Source organism: Adhaeribacter radiodurans (assembly GCF_014075995.1).
Lineage (GTDB): Bacteria > Bacteroidota > Bacteroidia > Cytophagales > Hymenobacteraceae > Adhaeribacter > Adhaeribacter radiodurans.
In genome coordinates, this window is the sequence record NZ_CP055153.1 from 6,306,232 (window position 1) to 6,330,812 (window position 24,581).

The window sequence follows — 24,581 nt, forward strand, 5'->3', positions numbered from 1 at the left end:
AAGTATTCTTTTACGTTATCGTTTATCTTTCCCGTTAGTTTACAATGCTTGCTGGTAACAGATAACCTATTTAGCAGCACTTCGCTGTAAAATGCAGATATTTTCTTCAACCACTTTATTCCGTACAGAATGAGATATTTATACCTGCTGTTTTTATGTATTTCCTTCGTTAATCAAGTAAAGGCTCAAACCACAGATTTAGCCAATTTTAAGGAAAATTTTAAATTATTACCGCAGCCGCAAAAAATTGAAATTTTATCTGGTAAAGGACTAGCTTCTACTTCTGTTAAGAATATTTTTTTAAATGGTAGCGCGCAAAAACCTGTGCTTTCCGGGTTGCTGGAAAACCTGCCGCTTAGTGCATCGGCGGGGAAAAACAGCTTAATTCTAACTATTTCATCTAATAACGATGTACCTGCCTCTCCTGAAGGATACTTTCTACGGGTAGAGAACGACCAGGTACATATTTCTGCCCGCGACCAGGCAGGTTTATTTTATGGCTGCCAAACCCTGAACCAACTCCTGGAAGATGCCCGTGACCAGCAAATTAAGATTCCGGCTTGTAAAATAACCGATTACCCTGAGCTGGCATACCGGGCCGTGCACCTGGATTTAAAGCATCATTTAGATGCCGGGCATTATTATTACAACTTAATCGACCGTTTGGCTCAGGTAAAAGTAAATGCTGTTATTGTTGAGTTCGAAGATAAATTACGCTACCGGAAAGCTCCCAAAGTAGGAGCCAGCAACGCCATTTCCATTGAAGAATTTGCCGCTATCAGCCGATACGCCCGCGACCGCAATATAGAAATAAGTCCTTTGGTGCAGGGTTTAGGCCACGCTTCGTTTATTTTAAAGCACGATCAATACAAACCGTTAAGAGATGATCCAACATCTGACTGGGCTTTTGATCCTCTTAACCCTGCTACTTACGAGGTACAGTTCTCGCTTTATGCTGATGCCATGGCAGCTACCCCGTACGGTAAATACCTGCACATTGGCGGCGATGAAGTTGGTAAGCTGGGCATGTCGGAACTGGCCAAAAAATCCGGTAAAAAGCCCTTGGAACTGCAAATGTACTGGCTAAACAAAGTGTGCGAGTATGCCCGCCAGCACAACCGTATTCCTATTTTTTGGGACGATATGCTTTTTAAGCTTTCCGGTTTGTACGAAACTACTTATAATGACAAGCTTTCGCCGCAAAAAGTAGATAGCACCTGGCAGGCCAACGAGCAACGTTTAACCGAAAATCTTTCTTTGTTCCCGAAAGATTGCGTGTACATGCGCTGGAATTACGACACACCGGATATTTACGGTAATAAAAAAACCATTGACTGGTACAAAACCCACAATTTAAAAGTAATGGCTGCCACCGCGGCTCAAACCATGTGGCCTTTATTGCCGCGCGAAAATTCTAATTTTAAATCGATAAAAGATTTTAACCGGATTGCCGCTGATAAGAAAATGGACGGTATTTTATGCACCGTTTGGGACGATTGCTCGCCGCACCACGAAACCGTGTGGCGGGGGCTGTACAACTTCGCTTTATTTAGCTGGAACAAAGCCGATTTACCAGTAGGAGAAGTGAATGCTCTATACCGCCAACGGTTTTACGCCCCAGCTTTACGCCCAGCAAATTTTGAATTTCAGAATAGCTTAGAACAGGCTTTAACATTTTGGGAAACTGCTTTACTGGATAAAGGCCACCGCAACAACTATCCAACTAACATTGATTTGATTGAATTACCCAATTCTAAAAAACCAGGTGCCTGGAGCAAGCAATACCAAAATAAAATAAGCCGCGCTCAGGCAGAAGTGAACCGGTACGATCAAATTAAAACAACCCTAACCAAAGCCGAACAAGCTGCTATCCGAAATCAGTATAATTTAGCGGTTATGCAGCAAATCAACGAGTTACAAATTTATCCGGCTAAGTTATTGTTGCTGCTAGCGCAGTACGATAAAGTAAAACCGGGTAAACAAAAACAAGCCGCCGGTCAACAAATTAGAGAGTACGTAGCTACTTTCCCGGAAGTAAGGAAACATTTTGAGGAAGTATTTTCGAAAACCCGCTTCTTAGAAAACCCAGACGATTACCAGCTCGACGAAAACCATCACCATCATTTAGCTAACGGCACCAACAACAGCGATTGGATGTACGTTTACGAACTGGAAATAAATAAAACAATCAACGATTGGTCGCCAGCAAAGAACGACGCTCGCCCAGCTGAAAGTCAGTAAATTGTTTTATTTAAGTTCTACTATTTACTCCATCAATTAAAGAATTAAGGTAAACCTGCCCAACGTAGATTTATCAAAAAGAATTTCGACCTTTACGAGTAAATGTCATCTATTGCTTTATTCGATACTTTACCTAATTTACCTGTTAAAGAAGCGCTTCCCAGGCTGCTTGCAGCTTTAGAAGATTCTACCCGCATTGTTCTGGAAGCACCACCTGGGGCAGGTAAAACCACTCTGGTACCTTTGGCTTTACTAACGGTCTCCTGGCACAATGAAGGCAAAATTATAATGCTGGAGCCGCGCCGGTTAGCTGCCAAAGCTGCCGCTCAGCGCATGGCCGAATTATTAGGTGAATCGGTAGGCCAAACAGTGGGCTACCGGGTGCGGATGGAACGGGCTGTTTCTAACAAAACCCAAATAGAAGTAGTAACCGAAGGCATTTTAACCCGCTTGTTACAGGATGATCCTACTCTGGAAGGCATTGCCGCTATTATTTTCGACGAATTTCACGAACGAAGTTTACAAGCCGACTTAGGATTAGCCTTAGTCTTAGATGCCCAAACAGTATTACGCCCCGAATTGCGCATATTGGTAATGAGTGCCACCCTTGATGCTGCTACTGTAGGTCAGTGGTTGGAAGCTCCAGTTATCCGGAGTGAGGGCCGCATGTTCCCCGTAGAAACGCATTATATTTCACCCGCGGAAGTAGCTGCCGCCGGAAACCGCCCAATAGAACGACTGACGAATTTAATGCCTAAAACTATTCGCCAGGCTCTAACCCAGCATACCGATGGAGACGTGTTGGCCTTTTTACCGGGTTTAGGCGAAATGCGGCAAGTCGCCCAACATCTGGAAAACAAACTACCCTCAAACACGCAGTTGCATGTATTACACGGCGAGTTAAGTTTGGCCCAACAACAGGCAGCCATTCAACCAGCCGCTAAAGGTTACCGGAAAGTGGTACTGGCTACCAGTATTGCCGAAACCAGTTTAACCATTGAAGGAGTTAAAATAGTAGTGGATAGCGGCTTCTCGCGGGTACCAAAATTTGTCACCCGTACTGGCCTTACTACTTTAGCTACCATTCCGGTATCGCGAGCCGCCGCAGATCAGCGCCGGGGTAGGGCAGGCCGTTTAGGACCAGGTACCTGTTACCGCTTGTGGTCGCAGGCCGATCAGTTGCAATTACCAGAACGCCAAGTACCGGAAATTTGCGAAGCCGACCTAAGTAGTTTAGCTTTAGAACTAGCCATTTGGGGGATAAAAGATATTACCACTTTAAAGTGGTTGGATACTCCACCCACAGCAGCCTTAGCTCTGGCCCGCGATTTATTACTGCGCCTCGAAGCCATGGATGCTACCGGAAAAGCAACCCGCCACGGGAAAGCTTTAGCCGCTTTAGGCTTAGCGCCTCGCTTAGGTCATTTGGTAATGCAAGGGCACGAACTGGGTTTTGGCTCTACTGCCTGCGCTCTGGCTGCTTTACTCGCCGAACGCGATATTTTGAAACCAGTAGAAACTACCCGCCTCAATCTGTTGCCCGATTTGCACCTACGGCTGGAACTGCTGGCTGGGCAACGCCCGCCTACTCCCGGTTTTATAACCGACGAAAATACCTTACGCCGCGTCCGCGAACAAGCCCGCCATTTACGCCAGCGCCTCCACGAACCAGATAGTCAAATTCAACCAGATGCAGTGGGTTTACTTACAGCTTTAGCTTACCCCGACCGGTTAGCACAGCGGGAAACCTCCGGGCGAGTGCGACTCGTAACCGGACAGCGTGCTGCTTTAGCCACCGAGTTATTTTCCGAGGCAGAATTTTACGGCGTAGCGCAACTGGAAACTACTAACCAAACCCGGGTATTGTTGGCAGCACCTATTTCTAAAGCGGAAATATTGCAGCATTTTAGTTATCAACTGGAGCAAAAACAGGAAGTACGTTGGGATGATACTGCTAACCGCATTATCGCTAGGCAAATTACCCGATTGGGAGCCCTGATTCTGGAAGAATCTAACCAAACAAAACCTGACCCGGAACTTGTTGCGGATGTCCTGCTACAAGCCTTACTGGAAAAAGGATTAGACCGGCTTCCCTGGTCTGACGAGGCACAACGAACTCGGCAACGCCTGGCATTTCTGCACCAACTGGAGCCAGAACGCTGGCCTAATGTTTCTGATGAAAGTTTAACTTCTACTGCTAGTGAATGGCTGCGGCCGCATTTAGTTGGTTTACGTTCGCTGGAGCAAGTAGCCCGGCTGGATTTTAATGAATTAGTATTGAATGATCTTTCCTGGGAGCAGCGACAGGAAGTGGACCGTTTGGCACCTACGCATGTAACCGTACCCAGCAGCTCGCGCATTGCGGTAGATTATTCTGATATATCGGTACCTGTTTTAGCAGTACGCTTACAGGAAGTTTTTGGTATGCTGGATACTCCGAGGATCGGCGGTGGAAAAATACCTTTACTGATGCACTTGCTATCCCCGGCATCCCGCCCGGTACAGGTAACCCGCGACTTACGCAGTTTTTGGAACACCGGCTATTTTGAGGTTCGTAAAGATTTACGTGGGCGTTATCCCAAACACCATTGGCCCGATGACCCACTTTCGGCTCCACCTACCCGGGGAACGAAGAAACGACCGGGTTAGAAGCGAGGACTTTTTGCGGATTACACGGATTCGCGGATTTTAGAGCATATTTATATAAAATGTGTGTTTATTTATCTATCAAAACTTTTTGAGTTCAAGAAATTGCAAGCTTAGCTTACCTTATTGTAAAATACTAGGTTTAATAAATGGCTAAAGTAGTTTGTAGGTAAAGAAACACCCTTAATTTTGTCCTTCGGGAGGAAGCTAATTACCTGCATAGCAAAATAGATTTTTCCCGAAGGACAGCTACTTTTAACTGCTTCCATCCATTTACTTTTATTTTTTAAAATCTAATTAGCAGTTGCCAGATATACTATTTACACCAACAAAAAGTAAAAATTTCGTTAAAGATTCATTTGCTTTTAACAAAGACTTGATTACTTCAACAGTAAAATAACTAACTAATGCAGAAAATTTATTTAAGCGACGCTGGCCCTAAAGTATCCCCGGCAGTTTACAGTTTCCACCGTTGGCAAGAGGATGCTACTACTACTGCCGCCTCCATGGAAAAAATAGTAAATCTTTGTCTGGAATTAGGTATCAACACCTTCGACCATGCCGATGTTTACGGCTCTTACCACGCTGAAGAATTGTTTGGTCAGGTAATTAGCCAGAAATCGTTTAAAAGAGAAGACATTGTTTTATTTACTAAATGCGGTTTGCGTTTACCACATCCTAGTCAGCCGGAGGTGCGGGTAAAGCATTACGACACTTCCCGCCAACATATTCTGCGCAACGTAGAAGAATCGCTTCGCAAACTAAAAACTGATTACCTCGATATTTTCCTTTTATATCATCTCGACCCCATCTCTAACCTGGAAGAAACAGCTATTACCTTGCGGCAACTAAAAGAATCGGGGAAGGTAAAAAATATCGGGGTAGCTAATTTCTCAGTTTTTCAGCATCAGTTACTGGCCGCTTACTTAAATATACCTATTGTAACCAACCACATTGAGTTGAATTTATTAAACACGCAGGCCTTGGATAATGGCCAGATTGATTACATTAAACAGCGCTACATGCGGCCACTGGCTTCCGGCCCACTAGCAGATGGAAGGATTGCCAATGGCACGGATGAAGTAGCGGTACGCGTCCGCCAGAAATTACAGGAAATTGGCCAGAAATATAACGTAGATATGGAATCGATTGCGGTAGCTTGGGTAATTAAATTAGGGGCTTTACCATTGTTGGGCACGCGCGATGAACAGCGGCTCCGAAATGCTGTTAATGCTTTTAATATTGATTTAGAGCATCAGGATTGGTACGAGTTGTACGCTATTTCCAGAGGAGAAATTTAAATTTAATAAACATTAAAGATGGCGCGAGCGTCTTCGCTCGTGCCATCTTTAATGTTTATTAAATTTATCAGTAAGTTAAGCATTACCAATAATTCAATCTTTAAAATTACCTTTTAGGTGAACCGCCTCTTCTTCCGTTACTCCTCGGGGCTGCATTCCGGTTGGCTGTAGGTTTACTTTTCCCAACACGGGGGCCAGAACCTGTTTTAGCAGGGCTTTTGGACCGCGGTTTACTGCCTGCGTTTTTTGCTGCGGTAATTGGTTTCCCAGATTCTTTATTCCCGGTTTCAGGTTTAGATTTCGGCCGGACAGAAGAAAAATCTTCTTCGTAAAAATTATCTTCCTTACCAGCACCATAGTTCTTGCTTCTGGCTTTACCAGCTACTACACTTTTAATTTCAGTTATTTCAATTTCAGTTAAGGCGCGCCACATGCCAACCTGTAATTTACCGGCCGTAAAATTATTGATACGGTTTCGTTGCAAATGCACCACTTTATAGCCTAAGGCCTCTACAATTCTTTTTACGTGGTGATTAGTACCTGGCTCCAGCACTATCCGAAAGCGATTGGTTCCCATTTTTGCTACAAAGTTCTTCTTGCGGGTAGCTCCGGGCTCGGGTATTCCGCCTTCACTTACCTTGGTTAAAAAATCGCCGGTAATTAATCTATCTACTGTTACCAGGTATTCTTTCTCGTATTTAGAATCGTTCTTGGTTATTTTGCGAACCAGTTCGGTATCGTTGCTTAAAAACAATAATCCTTCCGCTTCGCGATCCAGGAAACCGATGGGTTGCAGAGAAGCGGGATAATTTAACGCGCTAATAATATTATTTCTAACGGAAAGATCGGTAGTAGTGGCAATACCCGCAGGCTTGTTAAACAACAGAAAAACAATTTCTTCTTCGCGCACGTGTAAAATCTCATCATCAATCCGGACTTTATCGTTGGCGGTTACTTTGGTGCCCGGTTCGGGAATTTTACCGTTTACCGTCACCCGGCCTTGCTCCAGTAATTTATCGGCTTCCCGTCTGGAACAGAAACCGGTATCACTGATAAATTTATTTAATCGCTTTGCTTCCATAATTAAGGGTAACGTTGCTTAATTGTAAGTATAAATAGCTGCTTGTATAAATGCTTCAAGCAAAAATAATGAGCAGTCTTATTTTAAATTTTAATTTAATTTTCTTTAATAATCTGGCAAAGGTAAGGATAACCTAACGCAAAGAATTTAAAATCTAAATCAACCTGACACTACTCTCTTTCTATTTCTAAATTTTTACCTCTAAATGGACTCTTGAGTTATTTAAAATACTATTTTAGTTTAAAAAGTAGCCTGTTTTTTAAATTTATTGAGCCCCAAGTTTTACAACCATGAATCTTCAACCGCTTCTTGCTTATATTAACCAGTATATAACTCTTACCCCGGAAGAAGAAGCTACTTTGCTCGCAAAAGTAAGATACCGCAAATACCTGAAAGGACAGTTTGTGGTGCAAAGCGGTGATGTGTGCAAATACGAAAACTTTGTATTATCAGGCTGTTTAAAAACTTTTTACATAGATCCGGAAGGGCAGGAGCACATTGTAATGTTTGCGGTAGAAAACTGGTGGACGGCCGATTTAGGCAGCTTTATTACTCAAAATCCGGCCGACTTTAATGTTCAATGCCTCGAAAACACCGAACTGGCTCAATTTGCCCACGAAGATCTGGAACAGCTCTACCAAGAAATTCCTAAACTCGAACGCTTTTTCCGGATTATTATTCAGAAAGCTTTTGTGGCTTCGCAAAAAAGAGTGGTAAATAGTTTTAGTCTGCCGGCCAAAGAGCGCTACCTGGCTTTTAAAAAACAATACCCACAAATTGATCAACGGGTACCGCAGTACATGATTGCTTCTTACCTGGGCATTACCAAAGAATTTCTGAGTAAAATCCGCAACCAGTTAATTCTGGAGCAATAATTTTATTAAACAAGTTTAACCTCCTTTTTTAATCTACTTCATCTTATTTCGCGCCGTTTCTACTGAGCTTTGCTTAAACAATAACAACAAAGCTCATGATAACTCTATTAGAAAAAATCAGCGATTTAAACGACTTGGTTTTACAGGGTAAAGCCCTGGAAGCCTTCGAAAAGTATTACCACGACGACGTAGTAATGCAGGAAAACGAAAACACACCCACCTTGGGCAAAGCCGCTAACCGTCAGCGCGAAAACGAATTCTTCTCGTCCATTACCGAGTTCGGAGGAGCCCATCCTTTAAAAGTTACCGTGGGCGAAGGCGTAACGATGGTGCAATGGCACTACGATTATACCCACAAAGATTGGGGCGTGCGCAACTACACCCAGGTATCGGTGCAGGAATGGCAAGACGGTAAAATAATTAAAGAACAATTCTTTTATGGCAATTGATCTTCAACAATCTAATACGTTAAATCCATTAGTCGAAATAAAGCCATGAAAAACAAAATTTTTGAAACCGACAATTCGCTGGCTCCCCTTTTTCTAAGAATTGGCTTAGGATTAGTAGTATTTGCCCATGGCGCGCAGAAACTATTTGGCTGGTTTAATGGCTACGGCTTTACTGGCACTATGAAATTTTTCACCGAATCCGAAGGCCTTCCCTGGGTATTAGGTTTCCTGATTATTATACTGGAATCAATAGGGGCGCTGGCCTTGGTAGCAGGGTTTGCCACCCGCTTTTTGGCTGCCTCGCTGGGGTTATTAGCCTTAGGTATTATTTTAACTACCCGCATTGAGTTCGGATTTTTTATGAACTGGTTCAACAACCAGGCCGGGGAAGGATACGAGTTCTTTATTTTCTGGATAGCTATGGCCTTTTCGCTTTTAATTACCGGTGGCGGAAAATACGCCGCCGATAAGTTATTAATAAAAAGCAAACTCAACTAACAATTAATCAATCCTAGGATCAGCCCCAAAGCCCGGTGTTAAAGATTTCCTTTACTATCGGGCTTGTTGGTTAATTTTTAAATCTGTTTGAAAAAATATACATCCTGATCTTTTATTATAGCTAAATACTAATAAAAGAAATTCTGATTTCTAAATCAAAAAACTTATCTTACCATTAAAAATATACTTATAGTAACTATTTGTAAATCTATAATTTAGGATAGCATCTTCGAGTATTACTTTTAATGTAATTCTTTAATCATGGCAACCTTAACTCCCGAAATGTTATATATGTACCGGCAACATCTGGAAACTTTTGTTTCTTTTACAGATGAAGAATGGGCCATTTTTGCGGAGCACCTTTATCTCCGGAATATAAAAAAACGGGAGGCTTTTATTACAGGAGGTAAAGTTTGCCACGAAATAGGATTTATTATTTCCGGTTCTTTCCGGTTTTTCTTTGTAAAAGAAGGCGTAGAAATTAGCAATTACTTTTGCTTCGAGAATGAATTGGTTAGCTCTTATAAAAGCTTTTTAAAAGATGAACCCAGTTTAATAAACATCGAGGCCTTAGAAACTTCGGAGATTATCTGCTTCTCGAAACCGGCTTTGCTGCAACTAAGCAGTAATCCTAAAGTTGCCTTCAAAATGGAGCGTTTTGGTCGCTTGGTAGCCGAATATTTAATTTGCTGTTACGAAGAACGTGTAGTTTCTTTTGTAACTCAAACTCCCGAAGAACGATATCAGCAACTACTCCAACAACAACCCGATCTCCTGCAACGCATTCCGCAACACTATGTCGCTAACTTTTTAGGCATTACGCCGGTGTCGCTTTCCCGCATCCGTAAAAGGATTTCGGCTGCTAGTACTAAAGAAAAGCATACTATTGCTGTAGCGTAAAAAAGTAAATTCCTGAAACTCCTTAAAGCAATTAATGTACTGTGGTTATTCCAAAACAATGGAGGAAATTATCTAGCACCAAACTTCTTAGGCTGATGGTGGATAAATTTCTTATTTCCATTTTCTAACCGAATTAAAATTTAGAAATCAAACAAAATTTTAACCAGCGAAGCTCTTTATTATCTTTTGTTAACGATTTAGGTGCCTTGCCCATCTTACCTTGCATGAGTAAAAAAGCAAATAATTATGCATACCATATTAGGCGCTGGCGGACCCGTCAGCAATGCGCTGGCGCAAGAATTGTTAAAAAATAATCAACCTGTACGTCTGGTAAGCCGCCGTGAAATAAAAACAACGGAAAAAGCCACCTGGTTAGGAGCCGATTTAAAAAACTACCAGCAAGTATTACAAGCCGTACAAGGTTCCTCGGTAATTTACATGTGTGCCGGCCTCCGTTACGAAAAAAAAGTATGGGCTGCCGAGTGGCCGGTAATTATGCAAAATCTGATAGATGCGACTAAAGCCACCGGAGCCCGCCTTATTTTTTTCGATAATGTGTACATGTACGGCCACGTGCGCGGCCCTATGACTGAAGAAACGCCTTATAACCCCAGCAGTGTGAAAGGTGAAATTCGGGCGCGAGTAGCCGAGAAATTGATGGCAGAAGTAAAAGATGGTAATCTACGCGCTTCTATTGCCCGTGCTCCCGATTTTTACGGTGCCGAAAGCCTCAACAGTTTTTACGATTCTATGGTGCTGTATAAGTATGCCCAAAAAGCAAAGGCCACGTGGCTCGGCGACCCGTCCAGCAAACATTCTTTTATCTACATTCCGGATGCCGGCAGAGCAGTTTATTTACTGGGCCAGCGCCCTGAATCGGATAATCAAATCTGGCATTTACCTACCGCACCAGCCCTTACGGGGCATGAATTTATTCAGTTGGCGGCTAAAGCTTCTAATACTAAACCAAATTTTATGAAGGTAAATAAGCTGATGCTACAAACTATTGGTTTATTTAATAAAATGATAGGCGAAATCGCGGAGTTATATTATCAATACCAGTACGATTATGTATTTAATTCCGATAAGTTTCAGAAAGCATTTCAAGTACAGCCTACTCCTTATGCCACCGGAATAAAGCAATTTGCTCCTTTTCTTCTAAATAAAGTAAAAAAAGACTAGTTCTTTGGACAACCGCCATCATCTTCTTATAATTAAGGCAGTTATCTAAATTTTATCTGCCTATGCTCGCTGCCCGTACTGTCTCCTTCATGCCTAACCTGTTTTTATTCTTGGCTTTCTGTTTTCTTTTACCGGGTTGTAATCAGAAATCAGCGAAACAAACCGAATCAGAAACGAATGTAGCTAGTACTCCACCTGGCTCCGCTATTGAGAGCAACCAACCCGCAACTGCCACTGAAAACTGGACCTTACAACCTTTTCAGAAACAAGATGCTATTAACCCTATTTTAGGGCCGGATAGCACTACTCAGTTTTTTTGTCCGGTTCGTCGGGCTACGGTTAAGTGGGAAGAAAAAGATGTTTTTAACCCGGCTGCGGTGGTGCGCAATGGCAAAGTACATTTACTGTATCGGGCTGAAGATAAAATAGGCAAGTTTGCCGGTACCTCCCGCATAGGTTTAGCCATTAGCGAAGATGGCTTACATTTTAAAAGAATGCCGAAGCCCGTGTTATATCCCGATAACGATTTTATGAAAAAGTATGAGTGGGAGGGTGGCTGCGAAGACCCTAGAGTAGTAGAAACGCCCCAAGGTACTTACGTAATGACCTATACCACTTACGATGGCAAAACCGCCCGTTTGTGCGTGGCTACTTCCTCGGATTTACAAACCTGGGAAAAACACGGCTTAGCATTTGAAAAAGCTTACGCGGGCAAATACAAAGATACTTGGTCTAAGTCGGGGGCTATTGTTTGCCGCCGCAACGGCAACCAAATAGTTGCTACTAAAATCAACGGAAAATACTGGATGTACTGGGGTGATACTAACATGTTTATAGCTACCTCTGATGACCTGCTCGACTGGACGCCCATAGAAGAAAATAGTAAACTGGCTATTGCCTTTGGTCCCCGCCCTGGCCAGTTCGATAGCCGTTTGGTAGAACCCGGTCCACCGGCAATGCTCACCGATGCTGGTATTTTACTTATTTACAACAGCATGAACCTGGATAAAGGAGGTAGCCCCACTTTACCGCCCGGCACCTATACCGCTGGCCAAATTTTACTCGACCCGAAAGATCCAACCAAAGTACTACAGCGCACCGCCAGTTACTTTATGAAGCCGGAAAAAGAATACGAAATTACCGGGCAGATAGGAAATGTCTGTTTTCTGGAAGGACTGGTTCACTTACAGGATAAGTGGTTTTTGTACTATGGCACCGCTGATTCTAAAATTGCCGTAGCTGTACATACTCCTGAGCAGGACAGATGAGGTACGAATAATTTTTAGGAAATAAGTTTTTACCTTATTTCGCATACCTGATAACATACTTTAATGTAATTTGGCAAAGCACTAATAAGAATTTGTAAAATGGCAGGTAATACCTTACAAAAATTAGCCGCTTATACCAGTTGGGCAAACCAGCGATTGTTAGAAATCCTGGAAAAATTCGGAAGCCAAATACCTTCTACGAGTTTGCATTTATTTAGTCATTTACTAAATGCCGAAATTATTTGGTTAGCCCGGATTCAACACCTGGAAAGTCCTGTACAAGTATTCGACGAACATACCTTGGCGGAGTGCCGAAGACTGCAGGAAAGTACATTCGAACGATTTATAGGCTTAGCAGATTCTTTACCTGAAGAATTAGAAACTCTGATAACTTATAAAAACACCAAAGGCGAAAATTTCACCACTTCTCTGGAAGACATTCTGATGCAGGTATTTAATCATGGTACGTACCACCGGGCGCAAATTGCCCGTGATTTACGCCAGAACGGATTAGAACCATTAAATACCGATTACATTACATTTGTGCTCGAAACCGGAGGATATCAGGAAGAGAAATAATAATGAAATTGCTTACAATTAATTAAATTACTCTAAGGGAACTCATTTTAATAAAAAAAGAACCAGGCTGTTCCGCAACCTGGTTCTTTTTTTATACCAATTTACTTTTTGATTATTGCTTTTTAGAAGTATCTGCTGTCGGCTTCCGTTTATTAAATAAATTATTTAGCTTTTCAGAAGCTTGCTGCTTTAACTTTTGTTCGGCTTGCTGGGTACGTTTGGCAATTTCTTCTTTGGCTTTAGCTTCGGCTTCTAAGCGTCTACGGTTTACTTCCGCTCTTATACTATCTTCAGCTTTTTGCTTTTCCTGCTCTAGTCGCTGCTTGGCTACATCTACTTTCTCCTGTACAATACTTTGTACCACTTGCTTGGCTTGATTTTTAGCACTGGCCGTTGAGAGAGATACTTTAGGATTTGTAACCGTACCACCTACATTCAAATTCATGGTTACTCGTTCGGTACCTTTAATGTCTTTCACGCCGGTAAGTGATACCAGTTTAGCATTTAAAGCATTCCCTACTTTACCCGTAGGAACATCTAAGGCTAAGGCGTAAGTTAAACTACCATCAATGCCGTTAGTACCCGATACCGTAGTTTTAATATCCTTTACCGTAAAATCGAAAGGTTTCACCACTAAATTACCGCCCACAATTTCCGCAGAAAAGCCTTTGTTCTCAATAGAAAAATTTTGCAATTCTTTAAAGTTAGTTACTTCACTAATCCGGTTCACAATAACATTATTCTGAACTACCGCTTTTACTACTTCAATTAAGCCTTTACCGGTTAAAGTTTTGTAAACAGGCATCATATCAGGACCTAATTCGCCGTTAAAATTAAAATTAGTGGAGAACTTACCATCCAGGAACTGCGCAATAGGAGCCAGAACCTTTATAGTGTTAAAAGCATTATAAGCCGATTTAAAATCAAGATTTTTAATATTTAACCCAAAAGTAAAACCTGGGTGCTGCAAATTTTTGGTATTGTAGGAACCATTAGTAACAAAAGAACCACCCAAAGCATTAAAGGATACCCCATCTAGTTTAGCCACCTGGTCGCGGAGGGTAACCGTTCCTTTTAAATTACTCAGGTTTAAATTGTCGTAAACTACCTGGTTAGCCGTTGTGTTTAAAACTACATCCAGGTTTTCGGGTACCGGAATTATACCCCCCTCAGCCTCAGGTGGTACAGGTTCGCCGTTTAGCTCGTCTACCATCCACTCATTCACATCAAAACGGGAAGAATTCATAGTAAAATTACCGCGCAAAGGCTGGTTTTTCCCGAACAAATAACCCATGTAATTGGATACCGATCCATCTAGCTGCACATCGCTTTTGCCAATAAAGCCTTTAAAATTATTTACCTGAATTTTCTCATTATTAAAAACAGTGTTAGCGGTAGTAATTTTCATACCTTGTGGTAGATCGGTGCTTTTGTAGTTCAGGTTAGTTACCTGCATACTGCCGCTGGAAGTAATGTTGTCGTATTTACCGGCATCAATATCAGTCATTTTACCTTTGGCGGTAACGTCGGCATTAATGCGGCCGGATAGGGTAGTACCTTCAAGCGGGAAGATTTTGGTGATTTTAGTTAAATCCAAAATACCTTTTATCCGGGCATCAAAAGCGGGCTTGGCTATGTTTTGTACGGCTACCCGGCCTTCGAGCGGCTCACCGTCCAGTAACATATTAAAACGTTCTATTAAAACTTTGGTATCATCGGTGTTTCCGGTGGTGTTGGTAATAGTAGAAACCAGGTTCAGGTTTTGAATTGGCGCCGGAAATTGTTTGGCTTTTACAAAGCCATTGGTTAGGTTCATTTTGGCATTTACTACCGGCATTTGGGTTTTGGTGTAAGTACCTTTCGCCACCGCATCCACAAATAACAACCCGCGCAAAGTCATACCTTCTACCGGAAATACTTTGGTCATTTCGGCCAGGTCGATATTCGCTTTTACGTTACCATCCACTTTCATTGGTTCTAAGCCTTGAATGGAAGCTTTGGCATCTACCGGGTTTTTACCTAAATCCAGGTGCATTTTCCGAATGAGTACATTTGTGTTGTTAATTACCCCATCTTTATTATCCACGTTCATATCAATATTGATATTAGTGGCCGCCTGAGGCAAGTCCGGATATTTAAACATGGCGTTGGAAACTTTTAAATCCGTACCGAAACCCGGCATAGAGGTGTCGTTTAGCGTACCTTTTACGTAGCCATTAAAAGCTACTTTACCCTCCGTTTTAATATTCTTAAATTTCTCGGTAAAAATTCCCGGCACTATGGATAAAATACTCTTAAAATCATTATCAGCCGATTTAAAGGTCAAATCCATATTAATGTCATCGCCAGGCATCTGCACAGAACCATCTAAGCCTAAACCAAACTCGTTTACCTTAATATTATTTTCTTTAAACATGTATTTCGATTGGTTTAAATCCATGGCCAAGGTTATATCGGCATCTAACCGGGTACTATCCAGGTAATCGAGGCCGGCATAATTAAAAGTAAATCCATCGGCCGTAGTGCGCGATTTCATATCAAACACATTCTGTTCAAAATCGCCGCTCCCATTATGATTCACGTGGAACGCCTCGGTACGGAAAGGAATACTTAAATCTTCGTACACTAAGGTGCCGTTGTTTATTTCCCAACCTTTAATGGCCATATTAAACTGATTAACCGTATCAGCGGGCGTTTCAACCTGCGTGGTATCAGTAATAAAAATATCCCAGTTAGCGCGGCCACTTTTTAGAACTTTTAATTTAAGTCGCGGATCCTGCAATTTTACCGAACGAACCTTTAATTTATCGCCGGCAATAACGCTCATTAAATCCAGACCCATACTAAAGTTAGGCAGCATAGCCAGGGTATCGCGCTGAAATGAATCCTGCCCGATAATAGTTAAATCATCAATGCTCAATGCCAAATTCGGAAAGTCGCGGAATAAGCTAATGCTAACGTTATCGGTCTGGTACAATACTTTTGCTTTTACATTTTTCGCAATTTGTTTATCCAGAACCTGCTTTATTTTATCCTTAAATAAGTAAGGCGTTAAAGCCGCAGCAGCTATTAACACCACAATAAAAATTACAAATCCTATAAATACTTTTTTCATAAGGCGTTTTTACATTAAATAGCAACCGAAGTTTAGGGTCAAAGGTAACGTATACGTTAAACTTAGGTATTCATTAAGCGTTTTATCCGATGCTTATAATAACTTATTTTTGTAGTTCTACCTGAAAGTCCCATACTTTTGCTGGTTCAGTAAAATATTAGACAAGCAAACATACCTACTGGTTTAATAACAACGTTTTCCAGGAGGCCTTCGGTATTTACGATAATTAAGAAAGAATGTCCGGAGTAGGCTTATTCTTTTAAAAGGTTTATGCGGGCTAAACAATTTACTTTTTTGTGTTTGTTCCTTTTTTTTGATTTCTGGGCCTGGGGTCAGGATTTTCAGTTTAGCCAACAATTTAGTAACCGCCTGCATGTAAATCCGGCTTTTGCCGGCCTCCGCTCCGATTATAGTATAGCTGCTGCTTACCGCACTCAATGGCGTAACCTGGACAATGGTTTTGTTACTCAACAAATAGCGGCTGATTATAAATTTAAAAATAAAAAAACAGCGGCCGGCTTGGTAGCCTCTTTAGATAAAACCGGTAAGGCGGGTTTTACCCGCACGCAGGTAGGTGGCATCTATGCCTATCAAACGGCGCTTAACGAAAACTTTTCAGCCAGTGTAGCACTACAGGCCTCGTATGGTTCGCAACGTTTTAGTTATACTGATTTAATTTTTGGCGATCAATTAAATGATAATGGCAGTATTAATCCTACTTCTCAGGAAAATTATATCTACGATCCGATTTCTTACCTGAGCGTGGCAGCGGGAGGAGTGCTTTATAATAATCAGTTCTGGATCTCGCTGGCGGCGCATCATGCCAACCAACCGGATATTGGTTTCGGAATAGAATCTAAATTACCGGTAAAATTTACTTTAAATACTGGTTATAAATTTTACATTAATAATTACTACCGCGATGCTTACTTATATGAGTTTAGTATAACTCCCACCATTACGTATACCCAACAACAATTTTTCAAAAAAACTGACCTTGGTTTATACTTTACGTATACACCTGTTACGTTAGGACTAATATACCGCGGGCTGCCTCTGAGCAGTAATTTTATGTATGACCAGTCAGTTGCTGTAATAACTGGCATTGTTTTAGAACCTTTTCGTTTAGCGTATAGTTATGATGTAGTTTTTACCGGGGCTGGCAGCCGTACCGGAGGAGCACACGAAATAGCAATATCTTTTGATAAAATCGATTTCGATAAAATTTTCAAAAGCCGGGCATCTAAGAAAAATTATAAACATATCGCTTGCCCCGCATTTTAAATAGTGTTATTATTGCATTAAATTCGGAAAATTAATATTTTTTAGGAGCCAACAACTTTTATGAATTTGTTTAAATTTTTAGGTTACGTGGCGGCTGGTGCCGTTATTCTTACTTCCTGTAACAGAAATGCGAAGCCTACGAGCACTAATCCGGGCGATATAAGCGCTAAAACCGGAATTGAGTACAACACCGATGAAGGTTTTCAGGTAGCCAGCTATGAGCCTCTCGCTGAGGGTCCGGGTTTGAAATTTATTGAAGGTGGCCGTACTACTTTGGGCTCCATGGAAGAAGACGTAGCAATGACTCGGGATAATATCGAGCGTACCGTAACGGTTGCGTCGTTTTTTATGGATGAAACAGAAGTGGCTAACATTCACTGGTTAGAATATTTATCTCATATCAAAAAAGATTCAGCCGAAGAAGTTTATACCAAAGCTTTACCCGATACTACCGTTTGGGCAAAGGAATTATCTTTCAACGATCCTTACGAACAATATTACCTGCGTTATCCTGGTTTCCGTTTTTATCCGGTTGTGGGCGTAAGCTGGGAACAAGCCAATGATTACTGCTTATGGCGTACTGCTAAAGTTAACGAGAACATGGCCCGGAATGGTGGCAACACTGGAGGTGGCGGTTTTAAATTATTTGGTAAAAAGAAAAAAGGTGCTGCCGCTGAAGCTCCTGCTGAAGGTGGCTCTTTATCTATTGAATCTGGTTTAGTATTACCGAACTACCGCTTGCCCACTGAGGCCGAATGGGAGTATGCAGCGCAAGCTATGATTGGTACCCAACTAGACCAGGACGAAAACCAAACGAACAAACGTATTTACCCTTGGGATGGTCATCAAATGCGTAACCCGTATGGCAAACACCAGGGCGAATTCTTAGCTAACTTTAAACGCGGCCGGGGTGACTATGCCGGTATTGCCGGTTCGCTAAATGATGGCGCTATGATTACCGAATGGGTATATGCTTATCCAGCTAACGACTTTGGTTTATATAATATGGCCGGTAACGTAAACGAATGGGTACAAGATGTGTACCGTCCACTTTCGTTTCAGGATGTGGAAGACTTAAACCCGGTACGTCGGGGTGGTGGAATTAGTGACCCTGCAACTAATTACGATGCAGCTGGTTTCCAATCTTTAATTACCGATGAAGTCCGGGTGTATAAAGGTGGATCCTGGAAAGACGTAGCTTATTGGTTATCACCGGGTACCCGCCGGTTTATGGCTCAGGATTCTGCTACTTCTACCATTGGTTTCCGTTGCGCCATGATTAACACTGGTTCCAATAAATAATTAAAATATAATTTTATAGAAAAGGCTCGCCAATCAGCGGGCCTTTTTTTGTTGACTTATATTAAGCGGCAGCAATCGCTGCTACACTTACAGCTGCTGCTTTTGCATCTAATAGCACTAAAGCACAAGCCTCCAGGGTAGCACCGGTTGTCATAACATCGTCTACCAACAAAATGCGTTGGTTTTTCACCATTTCTGGTTGAATTACCGAAAACAATTGCCCTACGTTTTGCCACCGTTCCAGGCGTGTTTTCTTTGTTTGGGTACTTGTATCGGCTAAACGTTCCAGTACATTTGGTTGCCAATGGGTATCTAAAACTTGCGCTAGTCCTTTAGCAAAAGAATCCGATTGGTTATAACCCCGTTTTCGTAATTTCTTCTTATGCAAGGGTACCGGAACAATCAAATCGAATTGTTCCTGATATTGGTATTCTTTTAAATCGGCGCCGTACCAATTGCCTAATATTTCACCTACCTCTTCGTGGCCATTGTATTTAAGCGCGTGTAGTAGCTGTTGTACCCGGCCAGAGCGGGTAAAAGTTAAATAAGCCAAAGCATGCTTAACGGGTACTTTGTTGTAAAAACGACTTAATAATTCGCTTTTCGCTCCAGTTAAAAGATGACTATTCGTATAAGGTAAATTCACCCGGCAATCGGTACAAATAGTTGTTTCGCCGCGGGCCAGTAGTTCATGGCATGCCAGACAGTCTTCCGGAAACAATAATGAAATAAAATCAGCAACTAAATTGTTAAGAGGGGTGAGCATACCTTAGAGATAAATGCTAAATTTTGTAATTTTATAAACCTGAACTTTAGGATAACAAGGGTTTTAACCAGAACCAAAAATCAATTTACCAGATAGATAATGAATAAAGTACAAGAATTTAATGATTACCGTTCGCGGATGAACGAAAAAATAATGGCGGCGGATAATAAAGTTATTAAACGCTTTTTTAACCTCGATACGAACGCCTACCAGGAAGGAGCTTTGGATGTAAAAACCAAAGAAATGCTGGGTTTAGCTTGTTCTATGGTATTGCGCTGCGACGATTGCGTGAAATACCACTTGGGCAAATGCCAGGAATGTGGCGTTACCGACGAAGAGATTTACGAAGTATTTGCTATTGCTAACTTAATTGGCGGTTCTATTGTTATTCCGCACTTCAGGCGGGCAGTAGAGTACTGGGAAGAATTAAAACTTAGCTAAATGACAACAAGGCGAATTGATTACAATGCCGATTTTGAAAACCGATGGCTGGAACTATTGCGGAAATTGCGGGAGAAATTCGGTAAAACGCTTCATTTAAATGGTATTTTGTTTTTAATCGGCATTCAGGAACTAGGGCAGGGCATCCGCGATTTTACCAAAGAACAAAAACAAGATTTAATGCATATAGCTACCTGTAAGTTGTTTAGCTTATCGGGTTATTACGAATTTACCTACCGCGATGAAGACGGCTGGCCGCATTACCGGGCGGTAAAAACTATTCCGGCGGCTAATTTAAAAGAACAGGAACGTATGCTTAAGTGGCATATTTTAGAATACTTTGACCAAGAAGATTAAATGAAAATTATTAGTTACAACGTTAATGGTATCCGCTCGGCGGTAAGTAAAGGTTTTATAGATTGGTTACAGGCAGCCGATCCGGATGTTATTTGTTTGCAGGAAATTAAATGCGACGAAGAAAAGTTTGACCGGCAGCTTTTCGAAAGTTTGGGTTACCACGTGTACATCCATCCGGCGGTAAAGAAAGGCTATAGCGGCGTAGGAATTTTTTCGAAAAAAGAGCCTACAAGTGTAACTGTGGGTTGCAACAACTCGCTTTATGATTCAGAAGGGCGAGTACTACGAGCTGATTTTGGAGATTGTTCGGTAGTAAATGTGTACATGCCTTCCGGTTCCAGTGGCGACACTCGACAAGATTTTAAGATGCAATGGTTAAATTTTTTTCTACAGTACATTAATCAAGTACGGGCGCAACTACCCAACTTGGTTATCTGCGGCGATTACAATATCTGCCACCAATCGGTAGATATTCATAATCCAAAGTCAAACGCCAACAGTTCGGGTTTTTTACCGGAAGAACGAGAATGGTTTTCGCATTTTTTAGGTCATGGCTATGTCGATTCATTTCGGTACTTTAATCAGGAACCACATAACTATACGTGGTGGAGTTACCGGGCCGGAGCTCGTGGCAAAAATTTAGGTTGGCGGATTGATTATGCCATTGTAACAGAATCGCTAACGGATCGTTTACGCCGGGCAGCAATACTAACCGAAGCCAAACATTCTGACCATTGCCCGGTTCTACTGGAATTAGCCCCAGAAATTGCTTAATTGGATTATATCGTATTTTCCGGCTTTATCGTTTTAATTTAAGCTAAGTAAGAGTTTTAGTAAATACTCTGTTCATTTAGATATCCGCTTCCACCTTAATTTGCAAAAATTATCTATATATTTATTTGAAATACAGCTATTTATATATAATCGTTTAATGCTTTGTTTTAGATTATGAATCAGTATGTAACCATGGATGCAGTCTTGCAGCATTTGCAGGCTTTCAAGAAGAAGTTTTACCTTAATTTGCTTATAAAAGGAAGCATTTTTTCAGCGGCATTACTTTTAACTTTTTTCCTGATTTATAATCTGCTCGAATACTTTTTTTACTTCCCGTACTACGTTCGGGCATTTTTGTTTTTTTCTTTTCTGGGGATAGTCGTTTATGCCTTTTTGCGCTGGATTTTTGCGCCGCTTAGCGCTTTTGCTAATTTTAGAAAATTACTCTCCGACGAACAAGCGGCGCAAAAAGTAGGAAGTTATTACCCCGAAATTAAAGACAAGCTGCTAAACACTATTCAGCTAAAAGACCTTAGCAAAACCAACGATTTAATTGCTGCCAGTATTGAACAAAAGAGTCATCAACTAGCAGGCTTTAAGTTCGATGAAAGTGTAAAACTACAGGAAAACCGCCCTTTACTTAAGTATGTATTTATACCGGTAGGATTAATGCTGCTTGTTACTTTAATTTACCCTAATCTGTTTGTAAAAGGAACGGAGCGTATTATTAACTATAAAAAGTATTACGCGCCGGAAGCACCTTTTGAGTTTATAGTACAAAACAAAAAGCTGGAAGCATTTCGCAACGAGGATTTTCAATTGGAGGTAAAACTGGAAGGTAAAACAATTCCGAATGAGTTAAAGATTGTGTACAACGGCCGGGAACAAAATTTAATACCTACTAAAAACAATACCTATACTTATACCTTTCAGAAATTGCAAAAACCAGTGGCTTTTCAATTAGCTGGTTCTGGATTTTATTCTAACGAATATACCCTTCATGTTTTGGCACGGCCTAATCTTAAAGATTTTGATGTAAAAATTGAATATCCTAAATACCTACAGAAAAAAGCAGAAGTAATTAATAATACAGGTAATCTTACTGTACCCGAAGGAAGCATAGTAACCTGGAATTTCGCCACCCTGGCAACCGAACAATTAAAGCTAGCATTTACTAATCCTAGCTCCGTGTTAGCTGCTACGCCCGAGGAAGACAACTTTACGGTTAGTAAAAAAATAAGTACTACTCAGGAGTACGAAGTCCGTTTAAAAAACCAATACAGCGATAATAAAGATAAAATGACTTTCCTGGTTACGGCCATTCCAGATCGGGCTCCGGAAATAACCATTGAAAGCTTCCAGGATTCTGTTGGTTTTGATAATCTGGTTTTAGGAGGTACCGTTTCTGATGATTACGGATTGTCTCGGTTAAACATTCATTACCGGGTAATTACGGGCAATAATCCGCAGCCGGGTAATTTCAAAACCATCCCTTTACGGTTAGAACCCCAACAAATCAGTCAATCGTACTACCACCCGTGGAATATAGCAAATCTGAAGTTAAGTCCTGGTCAGCAGTTAGAATATTTTGTTCAGGTTTGGGATAACGATGGTATTAGAGGACCTAAAAGCGCTCGTACCCGGGTTCTATCTCTAAAAATTCCATCTCGCAATGAGTTAAATAACGAGATTGCTTCGAATGCCAAATCTATGCAAAATCAAATGAGCAAATCGGTACAGAAGGCGCAAAAGTTAAAGGAACAGATTTCGCAATCCGAAGAAAAACTTAAAACGAAAAAAGAACTTAACTGGCAGGATAAAAAACAAATTGAAGATTTGCTTGAGAAAAAGAAGCAACTCGAACGCGACATTGCCACCATGCGGGAATCATTTGAGCAGCTTAATCAAAAGCAGGATAAGGTTGATGAAAAAAGCATGGAGCTAGCAGAAAAAACCAAGCAATTACAGAAGCTTATGGAAGATCTGCTGGACGAGGAAACAAAGAAGTTATACGAGGAACTCGAAAAACTCTTGCAACAGCAAATGCCAAACGAACGCGAATTGCAAAAGTTGCTGGATAAAATGGATCAGAAAGAAAATAATCTGGAGAAAGAATTAGAGCGGGCTTTAGAATTATTTAAGCAATTACAATTCGAACAAAAACTAGAAAGTGCTACAGATAAATTAAAAGAACTATCGGAACAACAAGAAAAACTAGCCGAAAAAACCGAGCAAAAACAAGCACCTAATCAGGAACTGAAGCAAGATCAAAATGAGCTACAGCAACAATTTGAGGATGTTAAAAAAGAACTGGATGAACTGGAAAAACTAAACCAGGAACTGGAAGATAAGAACCAAATGGAGAACACCCAGCAGGAAGAAAACCAGATCGATCAGGAGATGCAGAACAGCCAGGAATCTTTAGATAAGAAACAAAATAAAAAAGCAGCGCAATCGCAGAAAAATGCGGCCGAGCAGATGCAAAAAATGGCTCAGCAAATGCAACAAGAAGCCGAGAGTAACAGCATGGAGGAAGCTCGACAAAACCTGGATCATTTGCGTGATATTTTAAATAATCTGATTAAACTTTCCTTCGACCAAGAGGAGCTTATGAAATCATTCAGGAGCGTAAGCCAGAGCGATCCACGATTTATAAGTTTAGGTCAGGAACAACTTAAGTTAAAAGATGATGCTAAAATTATAGAAGATAGCTTATATTCGCTCGCCAAAAAGGTTTTTCAAATTCAGTCTTTTGTTACCCGGGAAGTTGGGGCCATGAACAATAATATTACCGAAAGCTTAAATCAGATTAAAGATCGCAATGTGGGTAAAGCTACTATGCACCAGCAACTGACTATGACTTCAGTAAATAATCTGGCTTTAATGTTAAACGATGCTTTAAAACAAATGCAGCAACAGATGGCCATGGCTGCCCAAATGCAAGGTAAAGGCAAGCCTAAACCCGGTGGCAAACCTAAACCCGGATCCGGCGAAATGGGTAAAATGCAGCAGATGCTCAATCAGAAAATGGAAGAACTGAAAAAAAGCAATTTATCTGGTAAAGCTCTTTCAGAAGAATTAGCCAAATTAGCGGCCGAACAGCAACGTTTACGCAATGCCTTAAAAGAACTAGAAAAACAAGGCGGTAAAGAAGGCAAGGGCACAAAAGAGGAGGGAAGTGAAGGTAACGGTGGTAAACTAGATAAATTAAATAAAATGATGGAACAATCCGAAACCGATCTCGTTAATAAACGACTTACGGAGCAAACCATTATGCGCCAACGCGAAATATTAACTCGTTTACTGGAAGCTGAGAAATCTGCCAGGGAACGAGAATTAGATAATAAACGGGAAGCACAATCTAGTAAGGAGTTGGCCCGAGCGGTACCACCATCGTTTGAAAAGTATATTAAAAATAAGGAGAAACAAACAGAATTGCTGAAAACTATCTCTCCTGCTTTTACGCCTTATTACAAAAAAGAGGTAAATGAATATTTTCAGAAAATAGGAAAATAACTTTGC

General features: G+C 41.2%; 19 protein-coding genes. 16 read left to right on the forward strand and 3 right to left on the reverse strand.

Features of this window, described 5'->3' with window-relative positions; genetic code table 11:
* Positions 1–129: 129 nt before the first annotated feature.
* From HUW48_RS24880 to HUW48_RS24890, 3 genes are all read left to right on the forward strand, one after another.
* On the forward strand, positions 130–2,241 hold the full coding sequence (locus HUW48_RS24880; protein WP_182413498.1) for a beta-N-acetylhexosaminidase: 2,112 nt from the start codon (positions 130–132) through the stop codon (positions 2,239–2,241).
* Positions 2,242–2,343: 102 nt separating this feature from the next.
* Complete coding sequence (gene hrpB, locus HUW48_RS24885; protein ID WP_182413499.1) at positions 2,344–4,890, forward strand: ATP-dependent helicase HrpB; 2,547 nt, start codon at positions 2,344–2,346, stop codon at positions 4,888–4,890.
* A gap of 404 nt (positions 4,891–5,294) precedes the next feature.
* Positions 5,295–6,188, forward strand: coding sequence for an aldo/keto reductase (locus HUW48_RS24890; protein ID WP_182413500.1), 894 nt, complete (start codon positions 5,295–5,297; stop codon positions 6,186–6,188).
* 106 nt (positions 6,189–6,294) lie between these two features.
* Here HUW48_RS24890 and HUW48_RS24895 read toward each other — a convergent pair whose 3' ends face one another.
* Positions 6,295–7,269, reverse strand: coding sequence for a pseudouridine synthase (locus tag HUW48_RS24895; RefSeq protein ID WP_182413501.1), 975 nt, complete (start codon positions 7,267–7,269; stop codon positions 6,295–6,297).
* Positions 7,270–7,559: 290 nt separating this feature from the next.
* On the opposite strand from HUW48_RS24895, the gene HUW48_RS24900 reads away from it, so the two are divergent.
* From HUW48_RS24900 to HUW48_RS24930, 7 genes are all read left to right on the forward strand, one after another.
* Entirely contained in the window at positions 7,560–8,144 is a 585-nt protein-coding gene (locus HUW48_RS24900; protein ID WP_182413502.1) for a Crp/Fnr family transcriptional regulator, read from the forward strand.
* A 95-nt stretch (positions 8,145–8,239) separates the two neighbouring features.
* Entirely contained in the window at positions 8,240–8,593 is a 354-nt protein-coding gene (locus HUW48_RS24905) for a nuclear transport factor 2 family protein (RefSeq protein WP_182413503.1), read from the forward strand.
* A 45-nt stretch (positions 8,594–8,638) separates the two neighbouring features.
* A complete protein-coding gene (locus tag HUW48_RS24910) occupies positions 8,639–9,091 on the forward strand; it encodes a DoxX family protein (protein ID WP_182413504.1) in 453 nt (150 codons plus the stop codon).
* A 261-nt stretch (positions 9,092–9,352) separates the two neighbouring features.
* Positions 9,353–9,991, forward strand: coding sequence for a Crp/Fnr family transcriptional regulator (locus HUW48_RS24915; RefSeq protein ID WP_182413505.1), 639 nt, complete (start codon positions 9,353–9,355; stop codon positions 9,989–9,991).
* Between the two features lie 246 nt (positions 9,992–10,237).
* Entirely contained in the window at positions 10,238–11,173 is a 936-nt protein-coding gene (locus HUW48_RS24920; RefSeq protein WP_182413506.1) for an NAD-dependent epimerase/dehydratase family protein, read from the forward strand.
* A gap of 62 nt (positions 11,174–11,235) precedes the next feature.
* The gene (locus HUW48_RS24925; protein WP_246343616.1) at positions 11,236–12,441 is read left to right on the forward strand and encodes a glycoside hydrolase family 130 protein; all 1,206 of its coding nucleotides are present in this window, start codon (positions 11,236–11,238) and stop codon (positions 12,439–12,441) included.
* Between the two features lie 99 nt (positions 12,442–12,540).
* Entirely contained in the window at positions 12,541–13,020 is a 480-nt protein-coding gene (locus tag HUW48_RS24930) for a DinB family protein (RefSeq protein ID WP_182413507.1), read from the forward strand.
* A 112-nt stretch (positions 13,021–13,132) separates the two neighbouring features.
* Here the strand turns inward: HUW48_RS24930 and HUW48_RS24935 are convergent, their stop codons facing one another.
* On the reverse strand, positions 13,133–16,135 hold the full coding sequence (locus HUW48_RS24935) for an AsmA-like C-terminal region-containing protein (RefSeq protein WP_182413508.1): 3,003 nt from the start codon (positions 16,133–16,135) through the stop codon (positions 13,133–13,135).
* A 270-nt stretch (positions 16,136–16,405) separates the two neighbouring features.
* Between HUW48_RS24935 and HUW48_RS24940 the strand changes: the two genes are divergently transcribed.
* Both HUW48_RS24940 and gldJ read left to right on the forward strand, forming a co-directional pair.
* Positions 16,406–17,419, forward strand: a complete 1,014-nt coding sequence (locus HUW48_RS24940; RefSeq protein ID WP_182413509.1) for a PorP/SprF family type IX secretion system membrane protein — start codon at positions 16,406–16,408, stop codon at positions 17,417–17,419.
* A gap of 60 nt (positions 17,420–17,479) precedes the next feature.
* Positions 17,480–18,721, forward strand: coding sequence for a gliding motility lipoprotein GldJ (gene gldJ, locus HUW48_RS24945; RefSeq protein WP_182413510.1), 1,242 nt, complete (start codon positions 17,480–17,482; stop codon positions 18,719–18,721).
* Positions 18,722–18,782: 61 nt separating this feature from the next.
* Here gldJ and HUW48_RS24950 read toward each other — a convergent pair whose 3' ends face one another.
* Positions 18,783–19,487 (reverse strand): ComF family protein, encoded by a 705-nt coding sequence (locus HUW48_RS24950; protein WP_182413511.1) that lies wholly within the window; start codon positions 19,485–19,487, stop codon positions 18,783–18,785.
* 99 nt (positions 19,488–19,586) lie between these two features.
* On the opposite strand from HUW48_RS24950, the gene HUW48_RS24955 reads away from it, so the two are divergent.
* The 4 genes from HUW48_RS24955 to HUW48_RS24970 all read left to right on the forward strand — a co-directional run bounded on the left by HUW48_RS24955 (position 19,587) and on the right by HUW48_RS24970 (position 24,575).
* Positions 19,587–19,928 (forward strand): carboxymuconolactone decarboxylase family protein, encoded by a 342-nt coding sequence (locus HUW48_RS24955; RefSeq protein ID WP_106931474.1) that lies wholly within the window; start codon positions 19,587–19,589, stop codon positions 19,926–19,928.
* Complete coding sequence (locus tag HUW48_RS24960) at positions 19,929–20,285, forward strand: hypothetical protein (protein WP_182413512.1); 357 nt, start codon at positions 19,929–19,931, stop codon at positions 20,283–20,285.
* Positions 20,286–21,059 (forward strand): exodeoxyribonuclease III, encoded by a 774-nt coding sequence (locus tag HUW48_RS24965; RefSeq protein WP_182413513.1) that lies wholly within the window; start codon positions 20,286–20,288, stop codon positions 21,057–21,059.
* Between the two features lie 174 nt (positions 21,060–21,233).
* Complete coding sequence (locus HUW48_RS24970; protein ID WP_182413514.1) at positions 21,234–24,575, forward strand: DUF4175 family protein; 3,342 nt, start codon at positions 21,234–21,236, stop codon at positions 24,573–24,575.
* Positions 24,576–24,581 lie beyond the last annotated feature (6 nt).

Coding starts and splice junctions, on each gene's coding strand:
- HUW48_RS24880 (WP_182413498.1), top strand. CDS start 130: ATGAGATATTTATACCTGCTGTTTTTATGTATTTCCTTCGTTAATCAA.
- HUW48_RS24930 (WP_182413507.1), top strand. CDS start 12,541: ATGGCAGGTAATACCTTACAAAAATTAGCCGCTTATACCAGTTGGGCA.
- HUW48_RS24960 (WP_182413512.1), top strand. CDS start 19,929: ATGACAACAAGGCGAATTGATTACAATGCCGATTTTGAAAACCGATGG.
- HUW48_RS24965 (WP_182413513.1), top strand. CDS start 20,286: ATGAAAATTATTAGTTACAACGTTAATGGTATCCGCTCGGCGGTAAGT.
- HUW48_RS24900 (WP_182413502.1), top strand. CDS start 7,560: ATGAATCTTCAACCGCTTCTTGCTTATATTAACCAGTATATAACTCTT.
- HUW48_RS24920 (WP_182413506.1), top strand. CDS start 10,238: ATGCATACCATATTAGGCGCTGGCGGACCCGTCAGCAATGCGCTGGCG.
- HUW48_RS24935 (WP_182413508.1), bottom strand. CDS start 16,135: ATGAAAAAAGTATTTATAGGATTTGTAATTTTTATTGTGGTGTTAATA.
- HUW48_RS24970 (WP_182413514.1), top strand. CDS start 21,234: ATGAATCAGTATGTAACCATGGATGCAGTCTTGCAGCATTTGCAGGCT.
- HUW48_RS24905 (WP_182413503.1), top strand. CDS start 8,240: ATGATAACTCTATTAGAAAAAATCAGCGATTTAAACGACTTGGTTTTA.
- HUW48_RS24950 (WP_182413511.1), bottom strand. CDS start 19,487: ATGCTCACCCCTCTTAACAATTTAGTTGCTGATTTTATTTCATTATTG.
- hrpB (WP_182413499.1), top strand. CDS start 2,344: ATGTCATCTATTGCTTTATTCGATACTTTACCTAATTTACCTGTTAAA.
- HUW48_RS24895 (WP_182413501.1), bottom strand. CDS start 7,269: ATGGAAGCAAAGCGATTAAATAAATTTATCAGTGATACCGGTTTCTGT.
- HUW48_RS24955 (WP_106931474.1), top strand. CDS start 19,587: ATGAATAAAGTACAAGAATTTAATGATTACCGTTCGCGGATGAACGAA.
- HUW48_RS24890 (WP_182413500.1), top strand. CDS start 5,295: ATGCAGAAAATTTATTTAAGCGACGCTGGCCCTAAAGTATCCCCGGCA.
- HUW48_RS24925 (WP_246343616.1), top strand. CDS start 11,236: ATGCTCGCTGCCCGTACTGTCTCCTTCATGCCTAACCTGTTTTTATTC.
- HUW48_RS24940 (WP_182413509.1), top strand. CDS start 16,406: ATGCGGGCTAAACAATTTACTTTTTTGTGTTTGTTCCTTTTTTTTGAT.
- HUW48_RS24915 (WP_182413505.1), top strand. CDS start 9,353: ATGGCAACCTTAACTCCCGAAATGTTATATATGTACCGGCAACATCTG.
- gldJ (WP_182413510.1), top strand. CDS start 17,480: ATGAATTTGTTTAAATTTTTAGGTTACGTGGCGGCTGGTGCCGTTATT.
- HUW48_RS24910 (WP_182413504.1), top strand. CDS start 8,639: ATGAAAAACAAAATTTTTGAAACCGACAATTCGCTGGCTCCCCTTTTT.